This window comes from Citrobacter sp. Cpo148, assembly GCF_030332375.1.
GTDB lineage: Bacteria > Pseudomonadota > Gammaproteobacteria > Enterobacterales > Enterobacteriaceae > Citrobacter > Citrobacter portucalensis.
The window spans coordinates 667,702-692,474 of the sequence record NZ_JAOWHY010000043.1 but is presented as its reverse complement, the minus strand read 5'-3'; the positions used below and the strand labels follow the sequence as shown (position 1 = coordinate 692,474).

General features: G+C 54.1%; 23 protein-coding genes. 16 read left to right on the top strand and 7 right to left on the bottom strand.

Features of this window, described 5'->3' with window-relative positions; all coding sequences use genetic code 11:
• Positions 1-20: 20 nt before the first annotated feature.
• From prs to lolB, 3 genes are all read right to left on the bottom strand, one after another.
• On the bottom strand, positions 21-968 hold the full coding sequence (gene prs / locus OGY10_RS13220; RefSeq protein ID WP_001518537.1) for a ribose-phosphate diphosphokinase: 948 nt from the start codon (positions 966-968) through the stop codon (positions 21-23).
• Between the two features lie 269 nt (positions 969-1,237).
• Positions 1,238-2,089 (bottom strand): 4-(cytidine 5'-diphospho)-2-C-methyl-D-erythritol kinase, encoded by an 852-nt coding sequence (ispE, locus tag OGY10_RS13215; protein WP_191227119.1) that lies wholly within the window; start codon positions 2,087-2,089, stop codon positions 1,238-1,240.
• Positions 2,086-2,709: a lipoprotein insertase outer membrane protein LolB gene (lolB, locus tag OGY10_RS13210; RefSeq protein ID WP_003833422.1), complete on the bottom strand. Its 624-nt coding sequence runs from the start codon at positions 2,707-2,709 to the stop codon at positions 2,086-2,088. The genes ispE and lolB overlap by 4 nt, the downstream gene beginning before the upstream one ends.
• 211 nt (positions 2,710-2,920) lie before the next feature.
• Here lolB and hemA point away from each other — a divergent pair, with 211 nt between their 5' ends.
• From hemA to kdsA, 6 genes are read left to right on the top strand one after another with little or no spacing between them, the layout of a single operon-like run.
• On the top strand, positions 2,921-4,177 hold the full coding sequence (gene hemA, locus OGY10_RS13205; RefSeq protein WP_003833420.1) for a glutamyl-tRNA reductase: 1,257 nt from the start codon (positions 2,921-2,923) through the stop codon (positions 4,175-4,177).
• A gap of 40 nt (positions 4,178-4,217) precedes the next feature.
• Positions 4,218-5,300 (top strand): peptide chain release factor 1, encoded by a 1,083-nt coding sequence (gene prfA, locus OGY10_RS13200; protein ID WP_003020786.1) that lies wholly within the window; start codon positions 4,218-4,220, stop codon positions 5,298-5,300.
• Positions 5,300-6,133, top strand: a complete 834-nt coding sequence (gene prmC / locus OGY10_RS13195; protein ID WP_235127397.1) for a peptide chain release factor N(5)-glutamine methyltransferase — start codon at positions 5,300-5,302, stop codon at positions 6,131-6,133. The genes prfA and prmC overlap by 1 nt, the downstream gene beginning before the upstream one ends.
• A complete protein-coding gene (gene sirB2, locus OGY10_RS13190; protein WP_125362582.1) occupies positions 6,130-6,522 on the top strand; it encodes an invasion regulator SirB2 in 393 nt (130 codons plus the stop codon). Before prmC ends, sirB2 begins: the two co-directional genes overlap by 4 nt.
• A gap of 2 nt (positions 6,523-6,524) precedes the next feature.
• Positions 6,525-7,334 carry an invasion regulator SirB1 gene (gene sirB1, locus OGY10_RS13185; protein WP_003020775.1) on the top strand — a complete coding sequence of 270 codons (810 nt, stop codon included), beginning with the start codon at positions 6,525-6,527 and terminating at the stop codon, positions 7,332-7,334.
• Between the two features lie 35 nt (positions 7,335-7,369).
• Complete coding sequence (gene kdsA / locus OGY10_RS13180; protein ID WP_003020772.1) at positions 7,370-8,224, top strand: 3-deoxy-8-phosphooctulonate synthase; 855 nt, start codon at positions 7,370-7,372, stop codon at positions 8,222-8,224.
• A gap of 67 nt (positions 8,225-8,291) precedes the next feature.
• Here the strand turns inward: kdsA and bdcA are convergent, their stop codons facing one another.
• Positions 8,292-9,005, bottom strand: a complete 714-nt coding sequence (gene bdcA, locus OGY10_RS13175; protein ID WP_191227120.1) for an SDR family oxidoreductase — start codon at positions 9,003-9,005, stop codon at positions 8,292-8,294.
• 72 nt (positions 9,006-9,077) lie between these two features.
• Here bdcA and OGY10_RS13170 point away from each other — a divergent pair, with 72 nt between their 5' ends.
• Both OGY10_RS13170 and OGY10_RS13165 read left to right on the top strand, forming a co-directional pair.
• Complete coding sequence (locus tag OGY10_RS13170; protein ID WP_191227121.1) at positions 9,078-9,671, top strand: TetR/AcrR family transcriptional regulator; 594 nt, start codon at positions 9,078-9,080, stop codon at positions 9,669-9,671.
• Positions 9,672-9,762: 91 nt separating this feature from the next.
• A complete protein-coding gene (locus OGY10_RS13165; protein ID WP_353655383.1) occupies positions 9,763-10,089 on the top strand; it encodes an amidohydrolase family protein in 327 nt (108 codons plus the stop codon).
• A gap of 54 nt (positions 10,090-10,143) precedes the next feature.
• Here the strand turns inward: OGY10_RS13165 and chaA are convergent, their stop codons facing one another.
• A complete protein-coding gene (gene chaA / locus OGY10_RS13160) occupies positions 10,144-11,244 on the bottom strand; it encodes a sodium-potassium/proton antiporter ChaA (RefSeq protein ID WP_003833407.1) in 1,101 nt (366 codons plus the stop codon).
• A 400-nt stretch (positions 11,245-11,644) separates the two neighbouring features.
• Between chaA and chaB the strand changes: the two genes are divergently transcribed.
• Positions 11,645-11,875 (top strand): putative cation transport regulator ChaB, encoded by a 231-nt coding sequence (gene chaB / locus OGY10_RS13155; RefSeq protein ID WP_191227122.1) that lies wholly within the window; start codon positions 11,645-11,647, stop codon positions 11,873-11,875.
• 196 nt (positions 11,876-12,071) lie between these two features.
• Complete coding sequence (locus OGY10_RS13150; protein ID WP_174771497.1) at positions 12,072-12,767, top strand: gamma-glutamylcyclotransferase; 696 nt, start codon at positions 12,072-12,074, stop codon at positions 12,765-12,767.
• 54 nt (positions 12,768-12,821) lie between these two features.
• Here the strand turns inward: OGY10_RS13150 and OGY10_RS13145 are convergent, their stop codons facing one another.
• Positions 12,822-13,067, bottom strand: coding sequence for a DUF1883 domain-containing protein (locus OGY10_RS13145; RefSeq protein ID WP_038641131.1), 246 nt, complete (start codon positions 13,065-13,067; stop codon positions 12,822-12,824).
• A gap of 262 nt (positions 13,068-13,329) precedes the next feature.
• On the bottom strand, positions 13,330-13,683 hold the full coding sequence (locus OGY10_RS13140) for a DsrE/DsrF/TusD sulfur relay family protein (protein WP_003833402.1): 354 nt from the start codon (positions 13,681-13,683) through the stop codon (positions 13,330-13,332).
• 75 nt (positions 13,684-13,758) lie between these two features.
• On the opposite strand from OGY10_RS13140, the gene nasR reads away from it, so the two are divergent.
• The 6 genes from nasR to OGY10_RS13110 all read left to right on the top strand — a co-directional run bounded on the left by nasR (position 13,759) and on the right by OGY10_RS13110 (position 24,769).
• A complete protein-coding gene (nasR, locus tag OGY10_RS13135) occupies positions 13,759-14,940 on the top strand; it encodes a nitrate regulatory protein NasR (protein ID WP_191227123.1) in 1,182 nt (393 codons plus the stop codon).
• 222 nt (positions 14,941-15,162) lie between these two features.
• The gene (locus OGY10_RS13130; RefSeq protein ID WP_267458502.1) at positions 15,163-16,422 is read left to right on the top strand and encodes a CmpA/NrtA family ABC transporter substrate-binding protein; all 1,260 of its coding nucleotides are present in this window, start codon (positions 15,163-15,165) and stop codon (positions 16,420-16,422) included.
• 1 nt (position 16,423) lies between these two features.
• A complete protein-coding gene (gene ntrB / locus OGY10_RS13125) occupies positions 16,424-17,299 on the top strand; it encodes a nitrate ABC transporter permease (RefSeq protein ID WP_008784966.1) in 876 nt (291 codons plus the stop codon).
• A gap of 9 nt (positions 17,300-17,308) precedes the next feature.
• Entirely contained in the window at positions 17,309-18,097 is a 789-nt protein-coding gene (locus OGY10_RS13120) for an ABC transporter ATP-binding protein (protein WP_003833396.1), read from the top strand.
• A gap of 10 nt (positions 18,098-18,107) precedes the next feature.
• Positions 18,108-22,172, top strand: coding sequence for a nitrite reductase large subunit NirB (gene nirB / locus OGY10_RS13115; protein ID WP_191227126.1), 4,065 nt, complete (start codon positions 18,108-18,110; stop codon positions 22,170-22,172).
• Entirely contained in the window at positions 22,169-24,769 is a 2,601-nt protein-coding gene (locus OGY10_RS13110) for a nitrate reductase (RefSeq protein ID WP_008784964.1), read from the top strand. The genes nirB and OGY10_RS13110 overlap by 4 nt, the downstream gene beginning before the upstream one ends.
• Positions 24,770-24,773: the final 4 nt, after the last annotated feature.

Here is a 24,773-nt window from a genome sequence, read left to right as displayed (position 1 = left end):
GGTTTTTGAGCCGGGCTCGATTAATGCTCGAACATAGCAGAGATGGATTCTTCGTTGCTGATACGACGAATCGCTTCGGCCAGCATACCCGACAGGGTCAATGTACGCACGTTTGGCAGCGCTTTGATTTCGTCAGTCAGTGGGATAGTGTCACAGACAACGACTTCATCAATCACTGAATTGCGCAGGTTGTTTGCCGCATTACCTGAGAAGATCGGGTGAGTGGCGTAAGCAAATACGCGTTTAGCACCACGTTCTTTCAGTGCTTCTGCTGCTTTGCACAGCGTACCGCCGGTATCGATCATGTCATCAACCAGAACACAGTCACGACCAGCAACGTCACCGATAATGTGCATCACCTGAGAAACGTTCGCACGCGGGCGACGTTTGTCGATGATAGCCATGTCGGTATCGTTCAGCAGTTTAGCGATAGCGCGGGCACGCACGACGCCACCGATATCCGGAGAAACCACAATCGGGTTGTCCAGGTTCAGCTGCAGCATGTCTTCTAACAGGATCGGGCTACCGAATACGTTATCAACCGGTACGTCAAAGAAGCCCTGGATCTGTTCAGCATGCAGGTCAACGGTGAGGACGCGGTCAACGCCAACGCTGGACAGGAAATCAGCGACGACTTTAGCGGTAATCGGTACACGAGCGGAACGTACGCGACGATCCTGACGTGCATAGCCGAAGTAAGGAATAACGGCGGTGATACGGCCTGCGGAAGCACGGCGCAGCGCATCAACCATAACGACCAATTCCATCAGGTTGTCGTTAGTAGGGGCACAAGTGGACTGGATGATGAAAATATCACCACCGCGTACATTTTCATTAATTTGTACGCTGACTTCGCCGTCGCTAAAGCGACCTACAGCGGCGTCGCCGAGTGAAGTGTACAGGCGGTTGGCAATACGTTGTGCTAGTTCCGGGGTGGCGTTACCAGCAAAAAGCTTCATATCAGGCACGAGAAGAACCTCAGGCATGCGTCCATTGGTGGAAAGAATCTGCCGAAAACTGTGCGGGCCAGGCAGTATCCTCTCCATGCGGTGTATTAAAGAGCGCGATGCAACGTCTGGAACAGGGTGACGTTGTCACCGCAACTCAGCTTGCCCGGCTTACTCTTTATCTTTCGCGTTTCATTTGCGCTGGCATCAATTCCTCACACCAGTTACATACTGAAGTTGTATGCACCTGGCGATTCGTCATTTCGCCATCTTCCTGAAATCCGAAGGATTTAGAGTAACGCTCTGTGCAATGGGGAGAGGTTGACGCCTTTCGCCACAAAGCCTTTGAGCCATTCCGGGGCTTGCTCAAGCACCTGGCGAGCACGAGACTCAGTGTCAAATTCAGCAAAGACACAAGCCCCTGTACCAGTCAGGCGCGACGGCGCGTATTCTAACAGCCAGGAAAGCGCCGCATCAACCTCGCGAAAACGTTTTCTTGCGATAACCTCGCAATCATTGTCGAATTCACATTTTAGTAACGTTTTTATTGACCTTTTTGGCGTGTTGCGCGGGAGGTCGGGATCGTTAAAAATCACCGGTGTCGGAATACTGACTCCCGGATGAGCAACCAGATACCACTTTTCCTCAGGCTCGACCGGCGTCAGAATTTCGCCAACGCCTTCGGCAAAGGCCGCATGGCCGCGCACGAATACGGGAACATCCGCCCCCAGCGTTAAGCCGAGTGCCGCCAGTTCATCAACCGAAAGTCCGCACTGCCAGAGATGATTCAGCGCCACCAGAACGGTTGCCGCATTAGACGAACCTCCGCCAAGACCGCCGCCCATCGGCAGGCGTTTGTCGATACTGATGTCAGCACCGCTCCCTTTGGGAAGGCGATTGCTTTCAGATGCCGCTTTCATCAGCGAACGTGCCGCACGGACGATCAGATTGTCTTCATGCGCAACGCCTTCCACTGGGGTTAACAGGTGAATTTCGCCGTCGCTACGCGGCGTAATATCTATCGTGTCGCCATAATCAAGAAACTGAAATAAGGTCTGCAGCGTGTGGTAACCATCCGCACGCTGTCCGGTGATGTATAAAAACAAATTCAGTTTTGCCGGAGAGGGCCAATGGGTCATCATTTCACAATCCAGTTATCCATTTTCAGCTTAATACGCTGGGAGCCGTCGGACAGCTCCATGTTTGCTGGCATCGCTGGCTGGGTTTTGCTGTCGTAGGCGCTATAGACCACTTTCCAGTTTTTACCGTCTTTGCTGTAGTTCACTTCACTCAGACGATATTGGTCGTCGAGCTTATAATCGGTGGCGTCACCTGGCAGTCCAAGGATCCACTGGCGCAGGCTGTTTAATGGGATAGGCATGCCGGTCAGTTTGCCGATCATCTCTTCAGCGTCGTCGGCGGTGTAATGTTTGCCTTTGTTATCGACCAGTTCGACGTTGCCAGGCTGCGCATTAAGTTCCAGTTCAGTGCTGCCCAGTGGGTTGGTCAGCAGGAGACGATAGCGATCCTGACCGGTTTGCTGCCAGAAAAATCGGGCATACACTTTCTGTTGATCGGAAATATAGGCAAACGCACCACGCGTCTGATACTGGTTCAGGGCGCGAACTTCCTGTTGGTGCTGGCGCCACTGCGGAGAATCGGGGCTTTTACCGGGACCTTTAGGCGCGTTGAGCGTACAGGCAGTAAGAACCAGGGCCGCCAGCGGCAGCAGGCGAATCAGGCGAAAATCAGGCAGGGTCATAATGATGACAAATCCTTGAGATACGTTGCAGTTATAACTCTTAATGCTAGCGCCGCCATCAGACATCGTCTACGTTCAAGTTATCTTAAATCGCTTAAATTTGTGCACTAAGCTATTACTCCAAAAGGGGTCAGTCTCTTTTATTGACCGCACGCATCCTGTATGATGCACCCAGTCTAACCTTATCAACGCTGGTACTATTCCCGCACACATGACCCTTTTAGCGCTTGGTATTAACCATAAAACGGCACCTGTATCGCTGCGAGAACGCGTAACGTTTTCGCCGGATACGCTCGATCAGGCGCTGGACAGCCTGCTCGCGCAGCCGATGGTGCAGGGCGGGGTAGTGCTGTCGACGTGTAACCGCACGGAGCTGTATCTCAGCGTTGAAGAGCAGGATAACCTGCAAGAAGCGCTGGTTCGCTGGCTGTGTGAATACCATAACCTCAATGAAGAAGATCTGCGCAACAGCTTGTACTGGCACCAGGACAACGACGCGGTCAGTCATTTGATGCGTGTTGCCAGCGGTCTGGATTCACTGGTGCTCGGTGAACCGCAAATTCTTGGGCAGGTGAAAAAAGCGTTTGCGGATTCGCAAAAAGGTCACCTGAACGCCAGTGCGCTGGAACGCATGTTCCAGAAATCATTCTCTGTCGCAAAACGTGTACGTACAGAAACTGACATCGGCGCCAGCGCCGTGTCGGTGGCGTTTGCCGCCTGTACGCTGGCGCGGCAGATATTTGAATCGCTCTCCACGGTAACCGTGCTGTTAGTCGGTGCAGGCGAGACCATCGAGCTGGTGGCGCGTCATTTGCGCGAACACAAAGTGAAGAAGATGATCATCGCCAACCGCACTCGCGAGCGTGCGCAGGTGCTGGCGGATGAAGTCGGCGCCGAGGTGATTTCACTGAGTGATATAGACGCGCGTTTACAGGATGCCGATATCATTATCAGTTCTACCGCCAGTCCGCTGCCGATTATCGGCAAAGGAATGGTGGAACGTGCGCTTAAAAACCGCCGCAATCAGCCTATGTTGCTGGTGGATATCGCCGTACCGCGCGATGTCGAGCCGGAAGTGGGTAAATTGTCTAACGCCTATCTGTACAGCGTTGATGACCTGCAAAGCATCATTTCGCATAACCTGGCCCAGCGCAAAGCGGCGGCGGTGGAAGCCGAAACGATAGTGGAGCAGGAAGCCAGCGAGTTTATGGCCTGGCTACGCGCCCAGGGCGCAAGCGACACTATCCGCGAGTATCGCAGTCAGTCAGAACAGATCCGTGATGAACTGACCGCCAAAGCGTTGGCCGCTCTTCAACAGGGCGGTGATGCGCAAGCCATTATGCAGGATCTGGCCTGGAAACTGACCAATCGCCTGATTCATGCACCAACCAAATCACTTCAACAGGCCGCCCGTGACGGGGATAGTGAACGCCTGAATATTCTGCGCGACAGCCTCGGGCTGGAGTAGCAGCACACCAATCTTATTTTTACAGGGTGCATTTACGCCTATGAAGCCTTCTATCGTTGCCAAACTGGAAGCCCTGCATGAACGCCATGAAGAAGTTCAGGCGCTGCTCGGTGATGCGGGTACTATCGCAGACCAGGATCGCTTTCGTGCGCTGTCGCGCGAATATGCGCAATTAAGCGATGTATCTCGCTGTTTTACGGACTGGCAACAGGTTCAGGAAGATATCGAGACGGCTCAGATGATGCTCGACGATCCTGAAATGCGTGAAATGGCGCAGGATGAACTGCGCGAAGCAAAAGAGAAATGTGAGCAGCTGGAACAGCATCTGCAGGTCCTGCTATTACCTAAAGATCCCGATGACGAACGTAACGCCTTCCTCGAAGTGCGCGCGGGAACCGGTGGTGATGAAGCGGCGCTGTTTGCCGGCGATCTGTTCCGCATGTACAGCCGTTACGCTGAATCGCGTCGCTGGCGGGTTGAGATCATGAGCGCCAGCGAAGGCGAGCATGGCGGGTTTAAAGAAGTCATTGCCAAGATTAGCGGCGAAGGCGTTTACGGGAGACTGAAGTTTGAGTCTGGCGGCCATCGCGTGCAGCGCGTACCTGCGACGGAATCGCAGGGGCGTATTCATACCTCTGCCTGTACGGTCGCGGTTATGCCGGAACTGCCGGATGCCGAACTGCCGGACATCAACCCGGCCGATCTGCGTATTGACACCTTCCGTTCATCAGGCGCGGGCGGTCAGCACGTTAACACCACCGACTCCGCAATCCGTATTACCCACTTACCGACCGGTATCGTAGTGGAATGCCAGGACGAACGTTCACAGCATAAAAACAAAGCCAAAGCGATGTCGGTGCTGGGGGCGCGAATTCGTGCGGCCGAAGTGGCAAGACGTCAACAGGCGGAAGCCTCTGAACGCCGCAACCTGTTGGGCAGTGGCGATCGCAGCGATCGTAACCGTACCTATAACTTCCCGCAGGGTCGTGTGACCGATCACCGCATTAACCTGACGCTCTACCGTCTGGATGAAGCGATGGAAGGCAAACTGGATATGCTCATTGAGCCGATTGTCCAGGAATACCAGGCCGATCAACTGGCGGCATTGTCCGAGCAGGATTAATGGATTATCAGCACTGGCTGCGTGAAGCGATTAGCCAATTACAGGCAAGCGAAAGCCCGCGCCGTGACGCCGAGATTTTACTCGAGTTCGTTACTGGCAAAGGGCGCACCTTTATTCTGGCTTTCGGCGAAACAGAGTTAACCGAGGCGCAGCGTCAACAGCTTGATACGCTACTGGAGCGGCGTCAGCGGGGAGAGCCGGTGGCGCACTTAACCGGCGTGCGTGAGTTCTGGTCGTTGCCGCTGTTTGTGTCTCCAGCCACGCTTATTCCGCGTCCGGATACCGAGTGTCTTGTGGAGCAGGCGCTGGCTCGCCTGCCGGCCTCAGCGTGTCGTATTCTTGATTTGGGAACCGGCACGGGTGCCATTGCGTTGGCGCTGGCAACCGAGCGTCCGGATTGTGCAGTGACTGCCGTAGACCGCATGCCCGATGCCGTGGCACTGGCCATTCGCAACAAGCAGCAACTGGGCATCGACAATGTTTGCGTGCTGCAAAGTAACTGGTTTAGCGCATTGCAGGGACAGCAGTTTGACTTGATTGTCAGCAATCCGCCGTATATCGACGAACAGGATCCGCACCTGGCGCAAGGCGACGTTCGCTTTGAACCGCTGTCGGCGCTGGTGGCGGGCGATCAGGGGCTGGCGGACATCGTGCATATCATTGACCAGTCTCAGTGCGTGTTAACGCCCGGCGGCTATCTGTTGCTGGAACATGGTTGGCAGCAGGGCGAGGCCGTCCGTGATGCCTTTACTCGTGCGGGTTACCTGGCGGTTGAAACCTGTCGTGACTATGGCGGCAACGAGCGAATTACGCTTGGACGCATCCCATCATGAGTATCTTCGGTGTGTTACTCAACGTCCATCTCATCAGCATTGCGCTTTCGGTTGGTTTGCTGACGCTGCGATTTTGGTGGCGTTACACCGACTCGCGCCTTGTCTGCGCGCGCTGGACGCGCATCGTGCCGCCGGTTGTCGATACCGTTTTATTACTCAGCGGCGTAGCGTTAATGGTTAAAGCGCACATCCTGCCATTCACTGAGCACGGGACATGGCTGACTGAAAAGCTGTTTGGGGTTATCATTTACATCGTTTTGGGTTTTATTGCGCTCGATTATCGTCGGGCGCGCAGTCAGCAGGCGCGATTAATCGCTTTTCCGCTGGCGTTGGTGGTGCTGTACATCATCATTAAACTCGCCACCACAAAAATACCGTTACTGGGGTAAGCATGAGGTCGTTAGCTGATTTCGAATTTAATAAAGCGCCATTGTGTGATGGGATGATCCTGGCGTCGGAGTCTATCCGTCTGGATTTTCCAACACAAACTGTCTATGACGAACTGGAACGTCTGGTCAGTCTGGCGCAAGAAGAAATTAGCCAGCTCCTGTCTCAGGATGAGCAACTGGAAAAACTGCTGGCACTTTTTTACGGCGAATGGGGGTTTACGGATACCCACGGCGTCTATCGTCTTTCTGATGCACTATGGCTTGATCAGGTACTGAAAAATCGTCAGGGCAGCGCCGTATCCCTGGGTGCGATCTTATTGTGGATTGCCAACCGACTGGAGCTGCCACTGGTGCCGGTGATTTTCCCGACACAACTCATCCTGCGTATTGAATCGCTCGATGGCGAAATGTGGCTAATCAATCCGTTCAATGGCGAAACGTTAAATGAGCACACGCTGGAAGTGTGGCTGAAGGGGAATATCAGCCCGGTCGCGGAGCTGTTTAACGAAGACCTGGATGAGGCGGATAATGCAGAAGTAATTCGTAAGCTGCTCGACACGCTGAAATCATCGCTGATGGAAGAGCGGCAAATGGAGCTGGCGTTGCGTGCCAGCGAAGCACTATTACAGTTTAATCCTGAAGATCCGTATGAAATACGCGATCGTGGATTAATTTACGCGCAACTGGAATGTGAACATGTTGCGCTGACAGATTTAAGTTATTTCGTTGAACAGTGTCCGGAAGACCCGATCAGCGAAATGATTCGTGCGCAGATTAATACTATTTCGCACAAGCAAATTGTATTGCATTGATTAATGACACTTTACCTACCGTTTAAGGCGATCCTATGAAACAAAAAGTGGTTAGCATTGGCGACATCAACGTGGCAAATGACCTGCCGTTCGTGCTGTTTGGCGGAATGAACGTGCTGGAATCCCGCGATCTGGCGATGCGCATTTGTGAGCACTACGTAACCGTTACTCAAAAGCTGGGTATCCCTTACGTGTTCAAAGCCTCCTTTGATAAAGCCAACCGTTCTTCCATCCACTCTTACCGTGGACCGGGCCTTGAAGAAGGGATGAAAATCTTCCAGGAACTGAAGCAGACTTTTGGCGTAAAAGTGATCACCGATGTTCACGAAGCCAGCCAGGCTCAGCCTGTTGCTGACGTGGTGGATGTGATTCAGCTGCCGGCCTTCCTCGCTCGTCAGACCGATCTGGTGGAAGCGATGGCGAAAACCGGTGCCGTTATCAACGTGAAAAAACCGCAGTTCGTAAGCCCGGGCCAGATGGGCAATATCGTGGACAAATTCCATGAAGGCGGCAACGACAAAGTAATTCTGTGCGACCGTGGCGCGAACTTTGGTTATGACAACCTGGTTGTGGATATGCTGGGCTTCAGCGTGATGAAGAAAGTTTCTGGCAACTCGCCGGTGATTTTTGACGTTACCCATGCGCTGCAATGCCGTGACCCGTTTGGCGCAGCAAGCGGCGGTCGTCGTGCGCAGGTTACCGAACTGGCGCGCGCAGGTATGGCGGTAGGTCTGGCCGGTCTGTTTATTGAAGCGCATCCGGATCCAGCCAATGCGAAATGCGACGGTCCATCCGCGCTGCCGCTAGCGAAACTGGAACAGTTCCTGACTCAGATTAAAGCGATTGATGACCTGGTTAAAAGCTTCGACGAGCTGGATACCGAGAACTAAGAAAGTATTGCAGTCCGGAGAGATATCTCTTCGGACTGCTGTTTGAGAAAAGTGTTAAGGGTGGCCGTCAGGCGCCAAACGCACCGTCAATTGTATGCATTGCCCCCGTCACAAACCCAGCCTCAGGGCCTGCAAGCCAGGCAACCATTCCCGCAACTTCCTCTGGACGGCCATGTCGTTTTAGCGCCATAAAACTGTGCATCACCTCTTTCAGTGGGCCATTTTCCGGGTTGGCATCGGTATCAATAGGACCCGGTTGAACCACGTTTACCGTAATGCCCCGCGGTCCAAAATCACGTGCCAGCCCCAGGGCCAGCCCTTGCAGCGCTGATTTGCTCACCGCATAAGAGGCCAGGCCAGCAAGAGGCATGCGGTCGCCATTCACAGAACCAATAATGATAATGCGTCCGCCGTCAGGCATCTGTCGTGCCGCTTCCACGGTCGCATAGTATGGGGAGTGAATGTTGATCCGGAACAGACGCTCCACGTCATCCGGATCCTGCTCCAGCGCATCACCAAACAGAATAATGCCTGCATTAACTACCAGCACGTCCAGCGGGCCGCTTTCGCGTACCCGGTTGATAACGGCGTTACGATCGGCGCTATCGGTTTGCGCTGTCTGGGTACCCGTCTCATCAGCAAGCGCTTTGGCAGCGTCAGGGGAGCCTGAATAGGTAAAGGTAACCGATGCGCCATCCGCGGCAAAACGGCGCACGATAGCCGCGCCAATCCCACGACTGCCGCCAAGAACCAGAACTGACTTGCCGTTAAAAGAAGACATGAGGTACTCCTTGAACAATTATGTAGTGATCGATATATAATTGGTGCACAGTTTTCTGTCAATGGATTTGTAATGAGCACTACAAAATGCACTCGTGCACCTGGACGCCCACGTAATTTTGATCCAGAAATGGCCGTTGCCAAAGTACAACCCTTGTTTCACGCACATGGCTATGACGCCGTTAGCGTGGCGGATGTCACCGCGGCGTTGTCGATCAACCCCCCCAGTTTCTATGCTGCTTTTGGGAACAAAATCGGTCTTTATGAACGTGTTCTTGACCGCTACGTACAAACTGAGGCGATTCCGTTTGATGATATTTTGCGCCCCGACAAACCCGTTTCTGCATGTCTTACCGATCTGCTTGAAGAGGCGGCGCGACGTTATGCCGCAGATCCGCATACGCCGGGATGTTTGGTCCTGGAGGGCACGCACAGTAACGATCCGCAAGCGCGGAAGGTCGCGCGGAATTTCTACTCGGCTGCCGAACATAAAATTCACGACTTTATCGCACAGCGGCATCCTAAAGAGGCTGACAGCCTGACTGATTACGTCAGTACCACAATGCTTGGCCTGTCGGGAAAAGCGCGTTGCGGGCATTCGTTCGAACGTCTGCTAGCCAGCGCACGAATCGCCATCGTAGCGGTGCGGCATCAGCTTTCCAGATGATCATCACAAGATAAGGTAGATAAATATGATGGGGAAAATGGGAACTTAATCAGGCGGTGCCTCATATCAACCCGCATCAGAGCAGGGGGGTATCGTTGTAGGTGGTACGGATGCGACGCGGATTGGCGTTGCAGGAGTATGGCATGCCATTGAATATCATGTAACAGGTAAAGCGCTCGACGGCACGGTACGCCATGATGCGTGCCAGTTAAGCCGAGAAGATGCATTAAAAATGTATACCCTCAATGCCGCCTGGATAGCTTTTGCAGAACAGCAGAGGGGAAGTTTGCAGGCAGGTAAGCTCGCCGATTTTGCGGTGCTTAATCAGGATATTATGGCTATTCCGGCAGACAAATTGCACCAAACGGAGTCGTTATTAACGTTTGTCGATGGTCAACAGGTTTATCCGGAGCTGTGAGCGGTAAAAGAAAACGGCCCTGAGAAGGGCCGTGGGTTCTATCAGAAAGACTAATCAGGCAAATATCGTCATCAGATAGGCGATAAACAGCGCCAGATGCGCCGCACCGTTAAGCACGTTGGTGCGTCCGGTGGAGAAAGAGATGTGACACAGTACCAGTGATGAAACCATCACAATCATCTCTGGTGCGCCCAGCGCAAAGACCAAATCATTCCCGGTTGCCCATGCGATCAGGGTCACTACCGGAACGGTCAGTGAAATGGTGGCTAATACTGAACCGAAGAACAAATTCATCGCCCGCTGTACCTGATTACTCAGAACCGCTTTCAGCGCACCTAGCCCTTCAGGGGAGAGGATCAGCAATGCGACCAGGAAACCGGTAAAGGCGACCGGCGCATTCAGTTCAGTCAGCAATGTTTCCAGCGGGCTGGCGTTCATTTTGGTCACGGCAATAACAGCGATCAGATGAATGATAAGCCAGGCGGCATGCCACATATTGCTGTGGGCTGACGGTTTACCGTGATGCGGATCGTCGTCGTCACCCTCGTCTTCATGCTCATAAATGAACAGGCTCTGATGCGTTTTAGTTTGTATCAGCAAAAATACGCCGTACATCGCCGCAGAAATTAATGCCACTAATAGCGCCTGGGCGGTAGTGAAATTTGCACCCGGTAAAGCCATCGGGAACACCAGTACAATAATGGCCAGCGGAAACAGGGCGATTAAATACTGCTTAATACCAAACAGATTCATATACTGAGTGGCAAATTTACGGCCACCTAACAGTAATGAAAAACCGACCAGGCCGCCGGTTACGATCATAATGATTGAATATAGCGTATCGCGCATGAGCGTAGGCGCTGCATCGCCGGTCGCCATTAATGCGGAGATTAAGCTGACTTCAAGAATAACAACGGACAGGCTGAGGATCAGCGACCCGTAGGGTTCGCCAAGTCGATGTGCTAATACATCAGCATGACGGACAACGCTGAATGCGCTGCTTAATATACCAATAAGGGCCAGCGCATTAATACCGATGACCACTGGTAGTGACTGACTGCTCCCCCAGAAGAACAGTACTACCAGCGCCAAAATCGGGAAGACGAGAGAGGTCTCCTTGTGGCGGGTTTTTACCGCCTCATGTACGTGTGTCATTGAATTAATTCTCCGTCTCTGCAGGTATTTATACCCGTCATACTTCAAGTTGCTTATGCGTTGGCTACGTTCGCTCACTCCAGTCACATAGTTATCTATGCTCCTGGGGATTCACTCCCTTGCCGCCTTTAAGCAACTCGAATTATTTAGGGTATATAATTATAAAAAGTATTAAAGAATGTAAAAAATAACAGAAAACCTGGTTTTGTAGGTGACATTTTACGAAATTTTACTACATCGCTTATTTTTCCTCTCAAAGCGGTCAAAAACAAAATTATTGTTTATAGACTGTTTAATTAACAGAAGGTTACATGAAGAAATTTTCTATAAATGTCCATTATTGGCGCATCGCCGCATTGTTAACCACACTTAAGGTTTAGCCTAAAAAGAGGAGTTCACAATGCCATATAAATCCAAAAGCGATCTGCCTGAAAGCGTGCGGCATGTTCTGCCAGCCCATGCTCAGGACATCTACAAAGAAGCTTTCAACAGCGCCTGGGAACAGTATAAAGATAAATCTGACCGTCGTGATGATGCTACCCGTGAAGAGACAGCACACAAGGTGGCGTGGGCCGCGGTCAAAAATGATTATCAAAAAGGTGATGATGATAAATGGCATAAAAAGGCGTAACAGTATCAATTATAATGCCTTTATGAACTAGCCAGCATCAGGCGTTAGCGAATCGTGCTACGCCGCGCCGTTGCTGGCTTGCAAGCGAGCGGTGAATTGCCTATTGTCCAGCTATTGGTTTCAAAATGAGCAGTAAAAAAGCCCGGAAGGCGTCAAAAAAGTTGTCGCAGGGAAGCAGCAGTGGCGGAGGTGTAAGGTGTTAACGCGTGATTTTTTATTGAATGCCGACTGTAAGACGGCATTTGGTGCTATTGAAGAATCACTACTCTGGTCAGCGGAACAACGGGCAGCCTCACTGGCCGCCACGCTTGCATGCCGACCAGATGATGGACCGGTGTGGATCTTCGGTTATGGATCGTTGATGTGGAACCCGGCCTTAGAATTTGAAGAGTCCTGTACCGGGACGTTAGTCGGCTGGCACCGTGCCTTTTGCCTGCGCCTGACGGCGGGGCGAGGAACGGCGTGTCAGCCAGGACGTATGCTGGCCCTGAAAGAGGGCGGACGCACCACCGGTGTGGCCTACCGTTTACCGGACGCGTCCCTGGAACAAGAGCTTTCACTGCTGTGGAAGCGAGAAATGATCACCGGCTGTTATCTGCCGACCTGGTGTCAGTTGGCGCTTGATGACAGCAGGACGGTGAACGCACTGGTCTTTATTATGGATCCGCGTCATCCGCTGTTTGAGTCAGACACGCGCGCGCAGGTGATTGCACCGCTTATCGCCGCGGCGAGCGGACCTTTAGGCACCAACGCCCAGTATCTGTTCTCACTGGAACAAGAACTGGTGAAGCTGGGAATGCAGGATGATTGTCTTAACGATCTGGTGATCACGGTTAAACGATTGTTGGGAGAGAATCTGCCGGAAGGTGTTATGCGTCCAGGATTTGCCTAATATCGCCCGATGTTGTATGCCCGATAAGCCAGGTGCTTATCGGGCGTTTAACGCTTAGGCTGCAATAAAACTTATCGAATGCTCGAGCGACTGGCTATGGCTGTCGATCAGCACATTCCAGACGCCGGTATACGGTACGGTTAACCATGCGTTATCACGATCCTGCACGCTTAAGATGTCGGACTGCGTGTCTTTGACGTGATTTTTCTCGCTCATCAGGTGGATGTGGCAGCGCTCAGAACAGCGCACTACCACCGTATCGCCACCAAATAACTTTAAACTCGCTTTCACTAATGCCATTTTTCACCCCGTTCTTGAAAACAACGTACTTTCTGTCGAAAGTGCTGCGTGATGTTGTTCACATTTCACTCATTGCATAACACCAAAGGGGGAGCAACAGGATGCTGATTTTGATCAAAAAATGGTATAACGATTAAACAAAAGTGACAAAATCCCTCAAAAGGGTTGAAAGGGCGTGCTAACGTTCAACGAAACCGCGCCCATCTACGATTAAATCCGGAAATTATCGACACTTTCAGTGTGCTTGCCTGAAAACGGTGTATCAGAAAGTCAGCACTTTATCTGCAGCCAGCGTCCATTGAGCCAGTTCTACCAGCGTGCCGACGGCTACTCCGTCAATTAACGGCAGCGTCGTGATCCCGCGGCCATCGGTGCAGGTTTTACACAGTTTGACTGGCACATTTTGCGCCGTCAGGATCTCCAGCATTTGCTGAATATTGTATCCTTCTGCAGGTTTCTGACCTCGTAATCCCGCGGTTACCGCGTCCGACATTAAAAACAGACGCAGGTCGAGATCCGCTTCCTGTTCGCGCAGGGCGATTGCCAGACGCAGGCTGTTAAATAACGATTCGCTTCCATAGGCCGCACCGTTCGCGACGATCACTATCTTTTGCATTTTTACTCCTGTTGTCAGGGGGGGGCATGGATATTGCTTGTCCTCAGGGATAACCCGTTATCGGTGAGGGCAGAGATGATGACAAATGCACAAAATTCCGGCGCGACGCAATGGTTTCGCCATGCCCGCCAGCTTGAGAACACCCAGCTTCGCCAACTGGCACAGTCCGGTAAGTTGGTAATGCGTATTAGCCATCTGGTGCATATGCTACAGTGCGAACGCGGTGCATCCAATATCTGGTTGTGTTCTCAGGGTACGCTTTATGAGCGGGAGGTCCGTGCCAGCCGGGCGCTGGTGGATGAAGAGTGTCGGCAACTGCATATCCTTTTCCAGCACATTATGCCGGTGGCGGGCAGTGCGTTGTGCCACCGCATTGCTGGCACCGTCTGGTGCCTCGATCAGCTAACGACGCTGCGTGAGTCTGTCAGCGGGCAGACTATCGATGCTCAGCAGGCGATGGAGCAGTACAGCCGGACGTTACGCCATCTGCTGGGTATTGTGCCGCAGCTTAACGACAGCATCGATTATCCCCATGTCGCAGGTGGGCTGGTGGCGCTATACAGTTTTATGCAGGGTAAAGAGCTGGTAGGACAAGAGCGGGCGTTAGGGGCCATTGGCTTTACCCAGGGCGAGTTTAACCCTCAAATGCGCCAGGAGCTGGTGGACAGAATAGATGGGCAGCAGCCGTGCTTTGATACCTTTATCTCCCTGGCTTCGCCTGTACTGGTGCAGCATTTTCGTCAGCAATGCGAGGCATCGGGCGCCATCGAACAACTGCGGCGCCAGGCCTGTACGCGACAACCTCAACTTGATAACGGTGAACACGCGCTACGCTGGTTTACCCTACAGACGCAGCGCCTTGAACAATTACGCCATCTCGAAGAGATGTTGATTACCGAATTGCTGAACGCCGTGGCGCGTCGGCTGGCGGAAGAAACCTACGCCTTGCCGCTCGACAACTGGCTTGACGACCGTGCTGACGAACCCCTCTCGCTGCGCCGGGATAAACAATTATTGTGGGTTGTTCGCCAGCAGGCTCGCCAGCTGGAGCAAATGAGCACCCAACTTGCCTCATTGCAGGATGCCTTAGAGGAGCGCAAGGTGATTGATAAAGCAAAAAGCATCCTGATGAATTACCAGCAGGTCAGCGAAGAACAGGCGTGGCAGCTATTGCGAAAAATGGCGATGGATAAAAACCAACGGATGGTCGATATCGCCCGGGCATTGCTTACCGTTAAATCCCTGATGCAGGGATAGCGACTGCACAACAGGCGGGCAGTGTCTGCCATATTTGGGTGCACCGCGGCGTCTGGTACGCGTCGAACCCGCTAAAACCGCCAGTGTAATTCTGGCATCTGAATTGCATTCACTCATACATACAATTTAGCAGCAGGCCAACGGCGGTCTGACTGTTTTGAGGATAAAGGCGTCCCGCAATGCTTCGGCATTGTTGGACGCCTTTTTTTATGGGGAGCATGTATGGGTGACAGAACAGTTTCGTTAACGCGGCGGCGGTTTTTACAGGCAAGTGCCGTGATGGGGGTCAGCTCGCTGATTCCAGGACTGATGTCTTCGGTCTGGGCGGCGGGGTCTGATGCGCCGGAGATGGCTACCGTTCGGGTCGGTTTTATTCCGCTAACCGACTGCGCGCCGCTGGTTATCGCCACGTTGAAAGGTTTTGATAAAAAATACGGCATTACGCTGGTGCCGACCAAAGAGGCCAGTTGGGCTGCAGTGCGTGACAAGCTGGTCTCTGGAGAGCTGGATGCGGCTCATGTTCTGTACGGCCTGTTGTATGGCCTGGAACTGGGTATTGCCAGTAAAGCGCAGCCCATGGCCAATCTGATGACGCTCAATCAGAACGGGCAAGCGATCACGCTCTCCGCAACGCTGCTGGAGCAGGGGATTACCGATGCGTCTGAGCTGAAGAAACTGATCGTCTCGCAGGCGCCTGGAACCTATACCTTCGCGCACACCTTTCCCACTGGCACACATGCCATGTGGCTCTATTACTGGCTGGCCAGCGCTGACATCAATCCTTTCACCGATGTTCGCACCGTTGTGGTACCGCCTCCGCAAATGGTGATGAACATGCGCATTGGCAATATGAGTGGCTTCTGCGTCGGCGAACCGTGGAATGCGCGGGCGATCAATGACCGCATCGGTTTTACCGCGGCGACGTCCCAGGATATCTGGCCCGACCATCCGGAAAAAGTACTCGGTACGCGCCGGGAGTGGGTAGAAAAATATCCACATACTGCCCGGGCACTGGTTAGCGCGCTGCTTGAGGCATCGCGCTGGATAGACGCCAGTGAAGCCAATAAACGCGAAACAGCACAAATTCTGGCGCGCCGGGCCTGGCTCAATACCAAAGAAGGCTATCTGACGGCGAGAATGCTGGGCGAGTACGACAACGGTGCCGGTCGTCGCTGGCAGGATCCGCATGCCATCCGCTTTTTTCGCGACGGCGAGGTGAGTTTCCCCTGGCATTCCGATGGCATGTGGTTTCTGACCCAGTTCCGCCGTTGGGGATTGTTGAAGCAGCAACCGGATTATGCAGCCATTGCCGCGCGCATCAACCGGACCGACATCTGGCGCGATGCGGCAGCGGCGGTTGGAGGGATAACACCTCCTGCGAAATTGCTACGAACCAGTACGCTGATGGACGGTTCCGTATGGGATGGCCGCAATCCAGAAGCCTATGCCAACAGTTTTACCCTCCACCGTACAGGAGCCTGAGATGAAACAAAATACGCAGCTTAAATCCCCTGAGCCGGTAGTCGGTGAGGTCATCACGCTATCAACGATGAAGGTCAGAAAGCGCAAAATGCCATGGTCAATGTGGCTTAGTACATGGCTAAGACGCGCCGTACCCGCTCTGTTGGGGATTGCCTTGCTGGTGGTGTGCTGGCAACTGGCCGCCATCAACAGCAAAGGCTTTCCGACGCCGCTGAGCACCCTGGATTCAGCCCTGACGTTGTTTGCCGATCCGTTCTATAACGGCGGGCCGAATGATATGGGTATCGGCTGGAACGTGCTGGCGTCGTTGCAACGGGTCGCGATCGGTTTCGGATTAGCGGCGCTGGTGGGGATCCCGCTGGGCTTTCTGATTGGGCGTTTCACCTTCTTTTCGCACATGTTTTCGCCGCTGATTGCGCTGTTGCGCCCGGTCAGTCCGCTGGCCTGGCTGCCGATTGGACTGCTGTTGTTTCAAAAAGCGGAACCCGCATCGAGTTGGACCATCTTTATCTGCTCTATATGGCCGATGGTGATCAACACCGCCGAAGGGGTGCGGAGAATCCCTGACGATTACCTCAACGTTGCTCGCGTACTGCAACTCTCTGAGTGGACGGTGATGCGGCGGATACTTTTCCCCGCCGTGCTGCCGGCGATCCTCACTGGCGTACGCCTGTCGATCGGCATCGCCTGGTTGGTGATTGTGGCAGCAGAAATGCTCACCGGCGGGTTGGGGATTGGTTTTTGGATCTGGAATGAGTGGAACAACCTTAATGTCGAAAACATTCTCATCGCTATCGTCATCATCGGCGTTGTCGGTCTGCTGCTTGAGCAGGGGCTAATGCTGGTGGCGCGTCGTTATAGCTGGCAGGAAAAATAAGGAGACAACATGAAACCCATTATTCAGGTCCAGGCGGTCAGCCAACGTTTTTCGACCGCCAGCGGTGAGTTCCTCGCGCTACACAATGTTTCTTTTGATATCCATGAAGGGGAGACCGTGAGTTTGATTGGTCACTCCGGTTGCGGAAAGTCGACGCTTTTGAATCTGATTGCCGGCATTACGCTGCCTACTGAAGGTGGCCTGATTTGCGATAACCGCGAAATCGCCGGGCCGGGGCCTGAGCGGGCGGTCGTTTTCCAAAACCATTCGCTGCTGCCGTGGCTGACCTGTTTCGACAACGTAGCCCTGGCCGTCGATCAGGTCTTTCGCCACACCATGAGTAAAGCCGAGCGACGTGAGTGGATCGAACACAACCTGCACCGCGTCCAGATGGGCCACGCGATGCACAAACACCCCGGTGAAGTCTCTGGTGGGATGAAGCAACGCGTGGGCATTGCCCGGGCGCTGGCGATGAAACCCAAAGTCCTGCTTATGGATGAACCGTTTGGCGCACTGGATGCGCTCACCAGGGCGCATTTGCAGGATACGGTGATGCACATCCAGCAGTCGCTGAATACCACCATTGTGCTGATCACTCACGACGTTGATGAAGCGGTGCTGCTTTCCGACCGGGTTCTGATGATGACCAACGGGCCAGCGGCGACGGTGGGCGAGATCTTGACGGTTGATTTACCGCGCCCACGCAATCGGGTCCAGCTTGCCGATGACAGCCGATACCACCACCTGCGACAACGCATTCTCCATTTTCTGTATGAGAAACAGCCGAAGGCGGCGTAAGGAGGGGAAGATGACGCGACTGGTCATTGTGGGTCATGGCATGGCGGCAACTCGTCTGATTGAGGCGCTTGTTATGTACAAAAACGGCGGCATTTCCGTCACCGTTATTGGAGAAGAGCCGCAGCTTGCCTACAACCGGATCCAACTTTCCCCGGTGCTGGGGGGAGAAAAGCCCTTTGCGCAAACTTTGCTTCATCCGGCGCAGTGGTATCTCGATCACGGCGTGACGGTTCTGAGCGATGAAGCTGTGTTGGCCGTTGATGCCACCAGCCGCAGCCTGACCACCACAAAACGGCTTTTGTTCTGGGATGAGCTGGTATTTGCCACCGGATCGTATCCGTTTATTCCGCCCATTCCCGGCGTCCAACAACCGCATGTTCATGCTTTTCGCACGATGCAGGATGTCGAGGCGATTCTCCAACGGTCTGGGCCAAAGGTGGTGTTGGGTGGTGGCGTTCTCGGTGTGGAGGCCGCGACAGCCTTACGTCTTCACGGTGACGATGTCACGTTGATTCATCGCGCGGGACGGCTGATGGAACAACAGCTTGATCAACAGGCCAGCGATCTGTTGCAGGCACAACTAACAGGACGCGGTATTCGCTGCGAGCTTAGTTCCGGGCTCGTCAGTATCGAAGCCGACTGCGTAACGTTGCTCGATGGCCAGCGTATTGCGGCGAATGGCGTGGTGATTGCCACGGGGGTCAAACCCAATATCACCCTGGCGCAGGCGTGCGGTGTTGTTTGTCAGCAGGGGATCGTGGTGGATGAACAGCTTCGCACCTCAATGCCCGGCATTAGCGCCGTTGGGGAATGCTGCGAGATTAACGGCCAGACGTGGGGACTGGTTGCGCCGTGCCTGAAACAGGCTGAGGTGTTGGCTGCGCGACTGGCGGGTTTTACCGGTGCTGGATTTGGCTGGCAGGCGAGCGGAACGCGCCTCAAGGTGACGGGAATTGATCTGTTTAGTGCAGGCGTAACGGACACGACGGCGACGGATGCCACCCTGAGCACATACGATCCGCTCAGCGGGCACTATCGCCGCTTGCTGACGCGTGATGGAAAACTCCATGGTGTGCTGCTGATGGGCGATTGCCATAGCGCAGCGCCATTAACCGATTTGCTGGCCCAGGGGGCGACAGCCCACTCCGACTGGCTCTTCGACCGCTTTGATACGCAGCCATCGGCTGCAGGACAGATGACGATGACAAAACCGACGCTGGCTGTTGTGGGACACGGTATGGTTGGCCACCATTTTCTTGAGCAATGCGTAAGCCGTAATCTGCATTTGCATTATCACATTGTGGTGTTTGGCGAAGAACGTTATGCCGCCTATGACCGGGTGCATCTGTCAGAGTATTTCGCCGGGCGCAGCGCGCAATCACTTTCGCTTGTCGCTGATGATTTCTTTGCCCGTAGTGGCATAGAGCTACGTTTGGGGCAATGCGTGACCGAGATCGATCGTGAGATGCGCGTCATCCGCAACGCCGACGGACATGAAACCCACTGGGATTCGCTGGTGCTTGCCACCGGATCGTATCCGTTTGTCCCCCCTGTGAAAGGTGGGGACTCACCCGCCTGCTTTGTTTATCGTACGTTGGACGATTTGGATGCCATTGCAGCGAAAGCGAAAAGTGCGCGCCGCGGGGTGGTGATCGGCGGTGGCCTGCTTGGTCTGGAGGCTGCGAACGCGCTGCGTCAGCTTGGGCTGGAAACGCATGTTGTTGAGTTTGCCGCTAATCTGATGGCGGTGCAGCTGGATAACGCCGGTGCCGCGATGTTACGAGAAAAGATAGAGGCGCTCGGCGTTGGCGTCCACACCGCAAAATCGACCACGGAAATTGAAAGCACCACTGACGGACTGGTACTGCACTTTGCCGACGGCGAAAAGCTGGAAACCGAAATGGTGGTTTTTTCTGCGGGTATTCGTCCGCAGGATGCGCTGGCGCGTCGCAGTGGTTTAGATATTGGCGAACGCGGTGGGATTTGTATCGATAGCCACTGTCGCACGTCAGATGACGCCATTTTTGCGATCGGCGAATGTGCGCTGTGGGAAGGGCGAGTCTTTGGCCTTGTCGCGCCGGGATATCAAATGGCGCGGGTAGTCGCCGCACAGCTGGCCGGAGAAGATGTCAGTTTTAGCGGTGCGGATATGAGCACCAAGCTCAAGCTGCTGGGCGTTGATGTCGCTTCTTTTGGCGATGCGCATGCCCGTACGCCGGGCGCGAAAAGCTATCAATGGACGCATGGTCCCGAGCAGATCTACAAAAAGATCGTCGTCAGCGCAGAGGGCAAAACGCTGTTGGGCGGAGTGCTGGTTGGCGATGCTGGCGATTACGCCACGCTATTGCAAATGATGTTGAATGGGATGCCGCTTCCTGGTCAGCCGGAATCGCTGATCCTGCCCGCGCTGGCGGGCGGTGCGCCAAAAGCGCTTGGGGTTGCGGCATTGCCCGATACAGCGCAAATCTGCTCTTGTCATAACGTCAGTAAGGCCGATATATGCCGGGCGGTAAGTGCTGGTGCGACGGACATTGGCGCCATCAAACAGTGCACTAAAGCGGCGACCGGTTGTGGCGGATGCAGCGCGCTGGTGAAACAGGTGATGGAGCACCAACTTGCGGCCCAGGGCGTTGAGGTCAAAAAGGATATCTGTGAACATTTTCCCTGGTCGCGCCAGGAGATTTATCACCTTGTACGGGTGAACCATATCCATACTTTCGAACAGTTGATTAGCCGTTACGGCCATGGTCACGGCTGCGAAATCTGTAAACCTCTGGTGGGGTCAGTGCTGGCGTCCTGCTGGAATGAGTATCTGCTTAAACCAGCGCACTTACCGCTGCAGGACACGAACGATCGCTATTTTGCCAATATTCAAAAAGACGGTTCCTATTCTGTGGTCCCGCGTATGCCTGCGGGAGAGGTCACACCGGACGGCCTGATCGCCATAGGACAGATTGCGAAACGTTATCAGCTGTACAGCAAAATCACCGGCGGGCAACGGGTGGATCTTTTCGGCGCGCGTCTGGAACAGTTACCCGATATCTGGCGCGAACTGGTGGCTGCGGGATTTGAAACAGGACATGCGTACGGGAAGTCGTTGCGAACGGTGAAGTCCTGCGTTGGATCGACCTGGTGTCGCTACGGCGTACAGGATTCAACGGCAATGGCGGTGATGCTTGAAAATCGCTACAAAGGGTTGCGTGCACCACACAAAATTAAAATGGCGGTGTCCGGTTGTACCCGGGAATGTGCCGAGGCACAGAGTAAGGATGTGGGCGTCATTGCGACGGATAAAGGCTGGAATCTCTATCTGTGCGGCAATGGAGGAATGAAACCACGCCATGCCGATTTGTTTGCCAGTGATTTAGATGATACCGCGCTGATGCGCACTATCGACCGTTTCCTTATGTTCTACATTCGCACCGCGGATCGTCTGCAACGTACCAGCACCTGGATGGATAACCTGGAAGGGGGCATTGCGTATTTGCGTGAAGTGATCCTCGACGACAGTTTAGGGATTGCCAGTGAACTGGAACAAGAGATGGCGCGGGTTGTGGAAAGCTACCAGTGCGAATGGCAAACCACGCTCAGTAGCCCGCAGCGTCTGGCGCTGTTTCGTTCATATATCAATAGTGATGAGGCGGATGAGACGGTTGCCCGTGCGCCTTTACGCGGGCAACCGCAGTTGGCTAAACCTGCATCCAGGGGCCGTGAGTCATTACCGACAAAACCCTGGCAGGAGATATGCGCCCTTGATGCTATCCCTGAGCAGGCGGGTATTGGCGCACGTCTGGGAGATGTGCAAATTGCATTATTCCGCTTTGGGCAGACGATTTATGCCCTTGATAACCTTGAACCCGGTAGCGCTGCGCAGGTGTTATCGCGCGGTATTCTGGGGGATGTGCAGGGTGAGCCGATTGTTATCTCGCCGCTGTATAAACAACGTATCCGTCTGCGCGATGGCCGCCAGTATGACAGCGGAGAACAGGCGGTACGCGCCTGGCCGGTGAAAGTGGAGGCGGGCAAAGTGTGGGTGGGAACTCAGGCGTTGATCCTGCGGGCGGAGGCATCATGAGTGAGACTCGTACAACGTGCCCGTACTGTGGCGTTGGCTGCGGCGTGATTGCGCAGGTAGACGATAATGGCGTCACCGTCAGAGGCGACCCCGAACATCCGGCAAACTTTGGCCGCTTGTGCGTCAAAGGCGCGGCGCTGGCTGAAACCACAGGACTTAGCGGCAGGTTGTTGCAACCGATGGTGGATGGCGAAACGGCGAGTTGGTCGCAGGCGCTGGACACCGCCGGTGAACGTCTGCGCGCTATCATCGCTCAGCATGGACCGCATGCCGTGGCCTTTTATGCCTCTGGGCAACTGCTGACGGAGGATTACTATGCGGCGAATAAGCTGATGAAAGGCTTCATTGGCGCGGCCAATATTGATACCAATTCGCGGCTTTGTATGTCGTCTGCGGTGACCGGATACAAGCGGGCGCTGGGAGCGGATGTCGTGCCCTGCAGTTATGAGGACATCGAACGCAGTGATTTGGTGGTATTGGTGGGATCGAATGCAGCATGGACGCATCCGGTGCTGTATCAGCGTCTGGTGCAGGCGCGTAATGCTAATCCGTCGATGAAAGTCGTGGTTATCGATCCTCGTCGCACCGCAACCTGTGATATCGCCGATCTGCATCTTTCCCTGCTGCCCGGTAGCGATGCTGGGCTGTTTGTCGGCTTACTGAACACGATTGTGGCTGAGGGTAATGCGCAAAGTGAATTTGATGACGCTGTAGAAACGTTTGCTATCGCGCACGACTGGAGCCTCGCGCGTGTGGCGCAGTTTTGCGGGCTGGATGTTGCCGATGTTGTCACCTTCTATGACTGGTTTATGCGCGCGCCAACAGCCATCACGTTATACACCATGGGCATTAACCAGTCTGCCAGCGGTAGCGATAAGTGTAATGCGATTATTAACGTGCATTTGGCCAGCGGTAAGTTTGGTCGACAGGGGTGCGGTCCATTTTCGCTGACCGGGCAACCCAATGCGATGGGCGGCCGGGAAGTTGGCGGGTTGGCGACGCAGCTGGCGGCGCATATGAATTTTGAACCCCAGGATCTTGCCCGCCTGTCCCGCTTCTGGGGGACTGAAAGGTTGGCGCAGACGCCTGGTTTGATGGCCGTGGATTTGTTTGAGGCGATCGGTAAAGGCGACGTTAAAGCGGTATGGATCATGGGGACAAACCCTGCGGTGTCATTACCGGACAGCCATGCCGTGTGCCAGGCGTTGGCAGCCTGTCCACTGGTGATCGTCTCTGAAGTCGTGGCAGACACGGACACCAGCCGCTACGCGCATATTCGGTTTCCGGCGCAGGCCTGGGGCGAAAAAAACGGTACGGTGACGAACTCAGAACGACGGATCTCGCGCCAGCGTGCATTTTTACCTGCGCCGGGTGAGACGAGGGCGGACTGGTGGATCGTTGCGCAAATGGCGAAACAGTTGGGTTTTGCCCATGCGTTTGGCTGGCAAAGCGCATGGGAGGTATTTTGTGAACATGCGGCGCTTTCCGGTTATGAAAACAGGGGGGAACGTGCATTTGATATCGGCGCGTTAGCGGAGCTGACGCATCAACAGTGGGATGAGATGACGCCGGTTCGCTGGCCAGTGAGTACCGGCTCATCAACGCTAAATTTTTGGCAGGGGTGGCGTGGTAACCAACGTTTACGCCTGGTATCTGTTACACCACAGGGGATGAAAACGGCCTGTGATGCCCTCTATCCATTGGTGCTAAACAGTGGTCGCATTCGCGATCAGTGGCACACTATGACGCGGACGGGGACGATTTCACGCCTGATGCAGCACATCAATGAACCGCTGGTAGAAATTGCACCAGAGGATGCCTATCGCTTCAAGCTGAATGAAGGTGCGCTATGCCGGGTTAACTCCCCGCTCGGCGTAATGGTTGGTAGGGTGACCATTCACCGTGGACAGCGGCCAGGGAGCGTCTTCACTTCAATGCATTGGAATAATCATTTTGCCCGTCAAGGGCGGGTAAATGCATTGGTGGCGCCGATTTGTGATCCTGACTCTGGACAGCCGGAAAGCAAACAGACAGCGGTGCGCATTATGGCATGGCAGCCCCGGTGGCTGGGAGAGCTGTTTTGTCGCTCCGCGCTGACGTTTCCGGGGTTCGTTCACTGGTGGCGCAAAAGTGCTGACAATGCCTTGCGTTATACGCTGGCGGGCGACAGCGATATTTCTACGTGGCTGCAACAATATTGTGTGACGCAAAGCTGGCAACTTCAGCAGGCGAAATGGGAGCAGGGACTGAATCTGTTGGCCTGGCATGAAGGAAAGCTGATGCTTGGGCTCTGGTCAGCGGCAACGCTGCCGCAGATTGATGATGCGGCGATCCTCAGCGCATTCGTGCAAACGCCGGAAAATGCTCAGACTCGTCACGCACTGTTGGGCGGGAAACCCGGTGGTATTACGGCTGATAAGGGCGCGACTATTTGTAGTTGTTATAGCGTAGGAGAAAAGGCCATTACCCAGGCTATCGCTAACGGTTGTGATACGGTTCAGGCATTGGGAAAAGCGTTACGTTGCGGGAGTAATTGCGGATCGTGTATTCCGGAACTGAAGACATTACTGGCACAAAAAATCACACTCAATGATTAAGGAT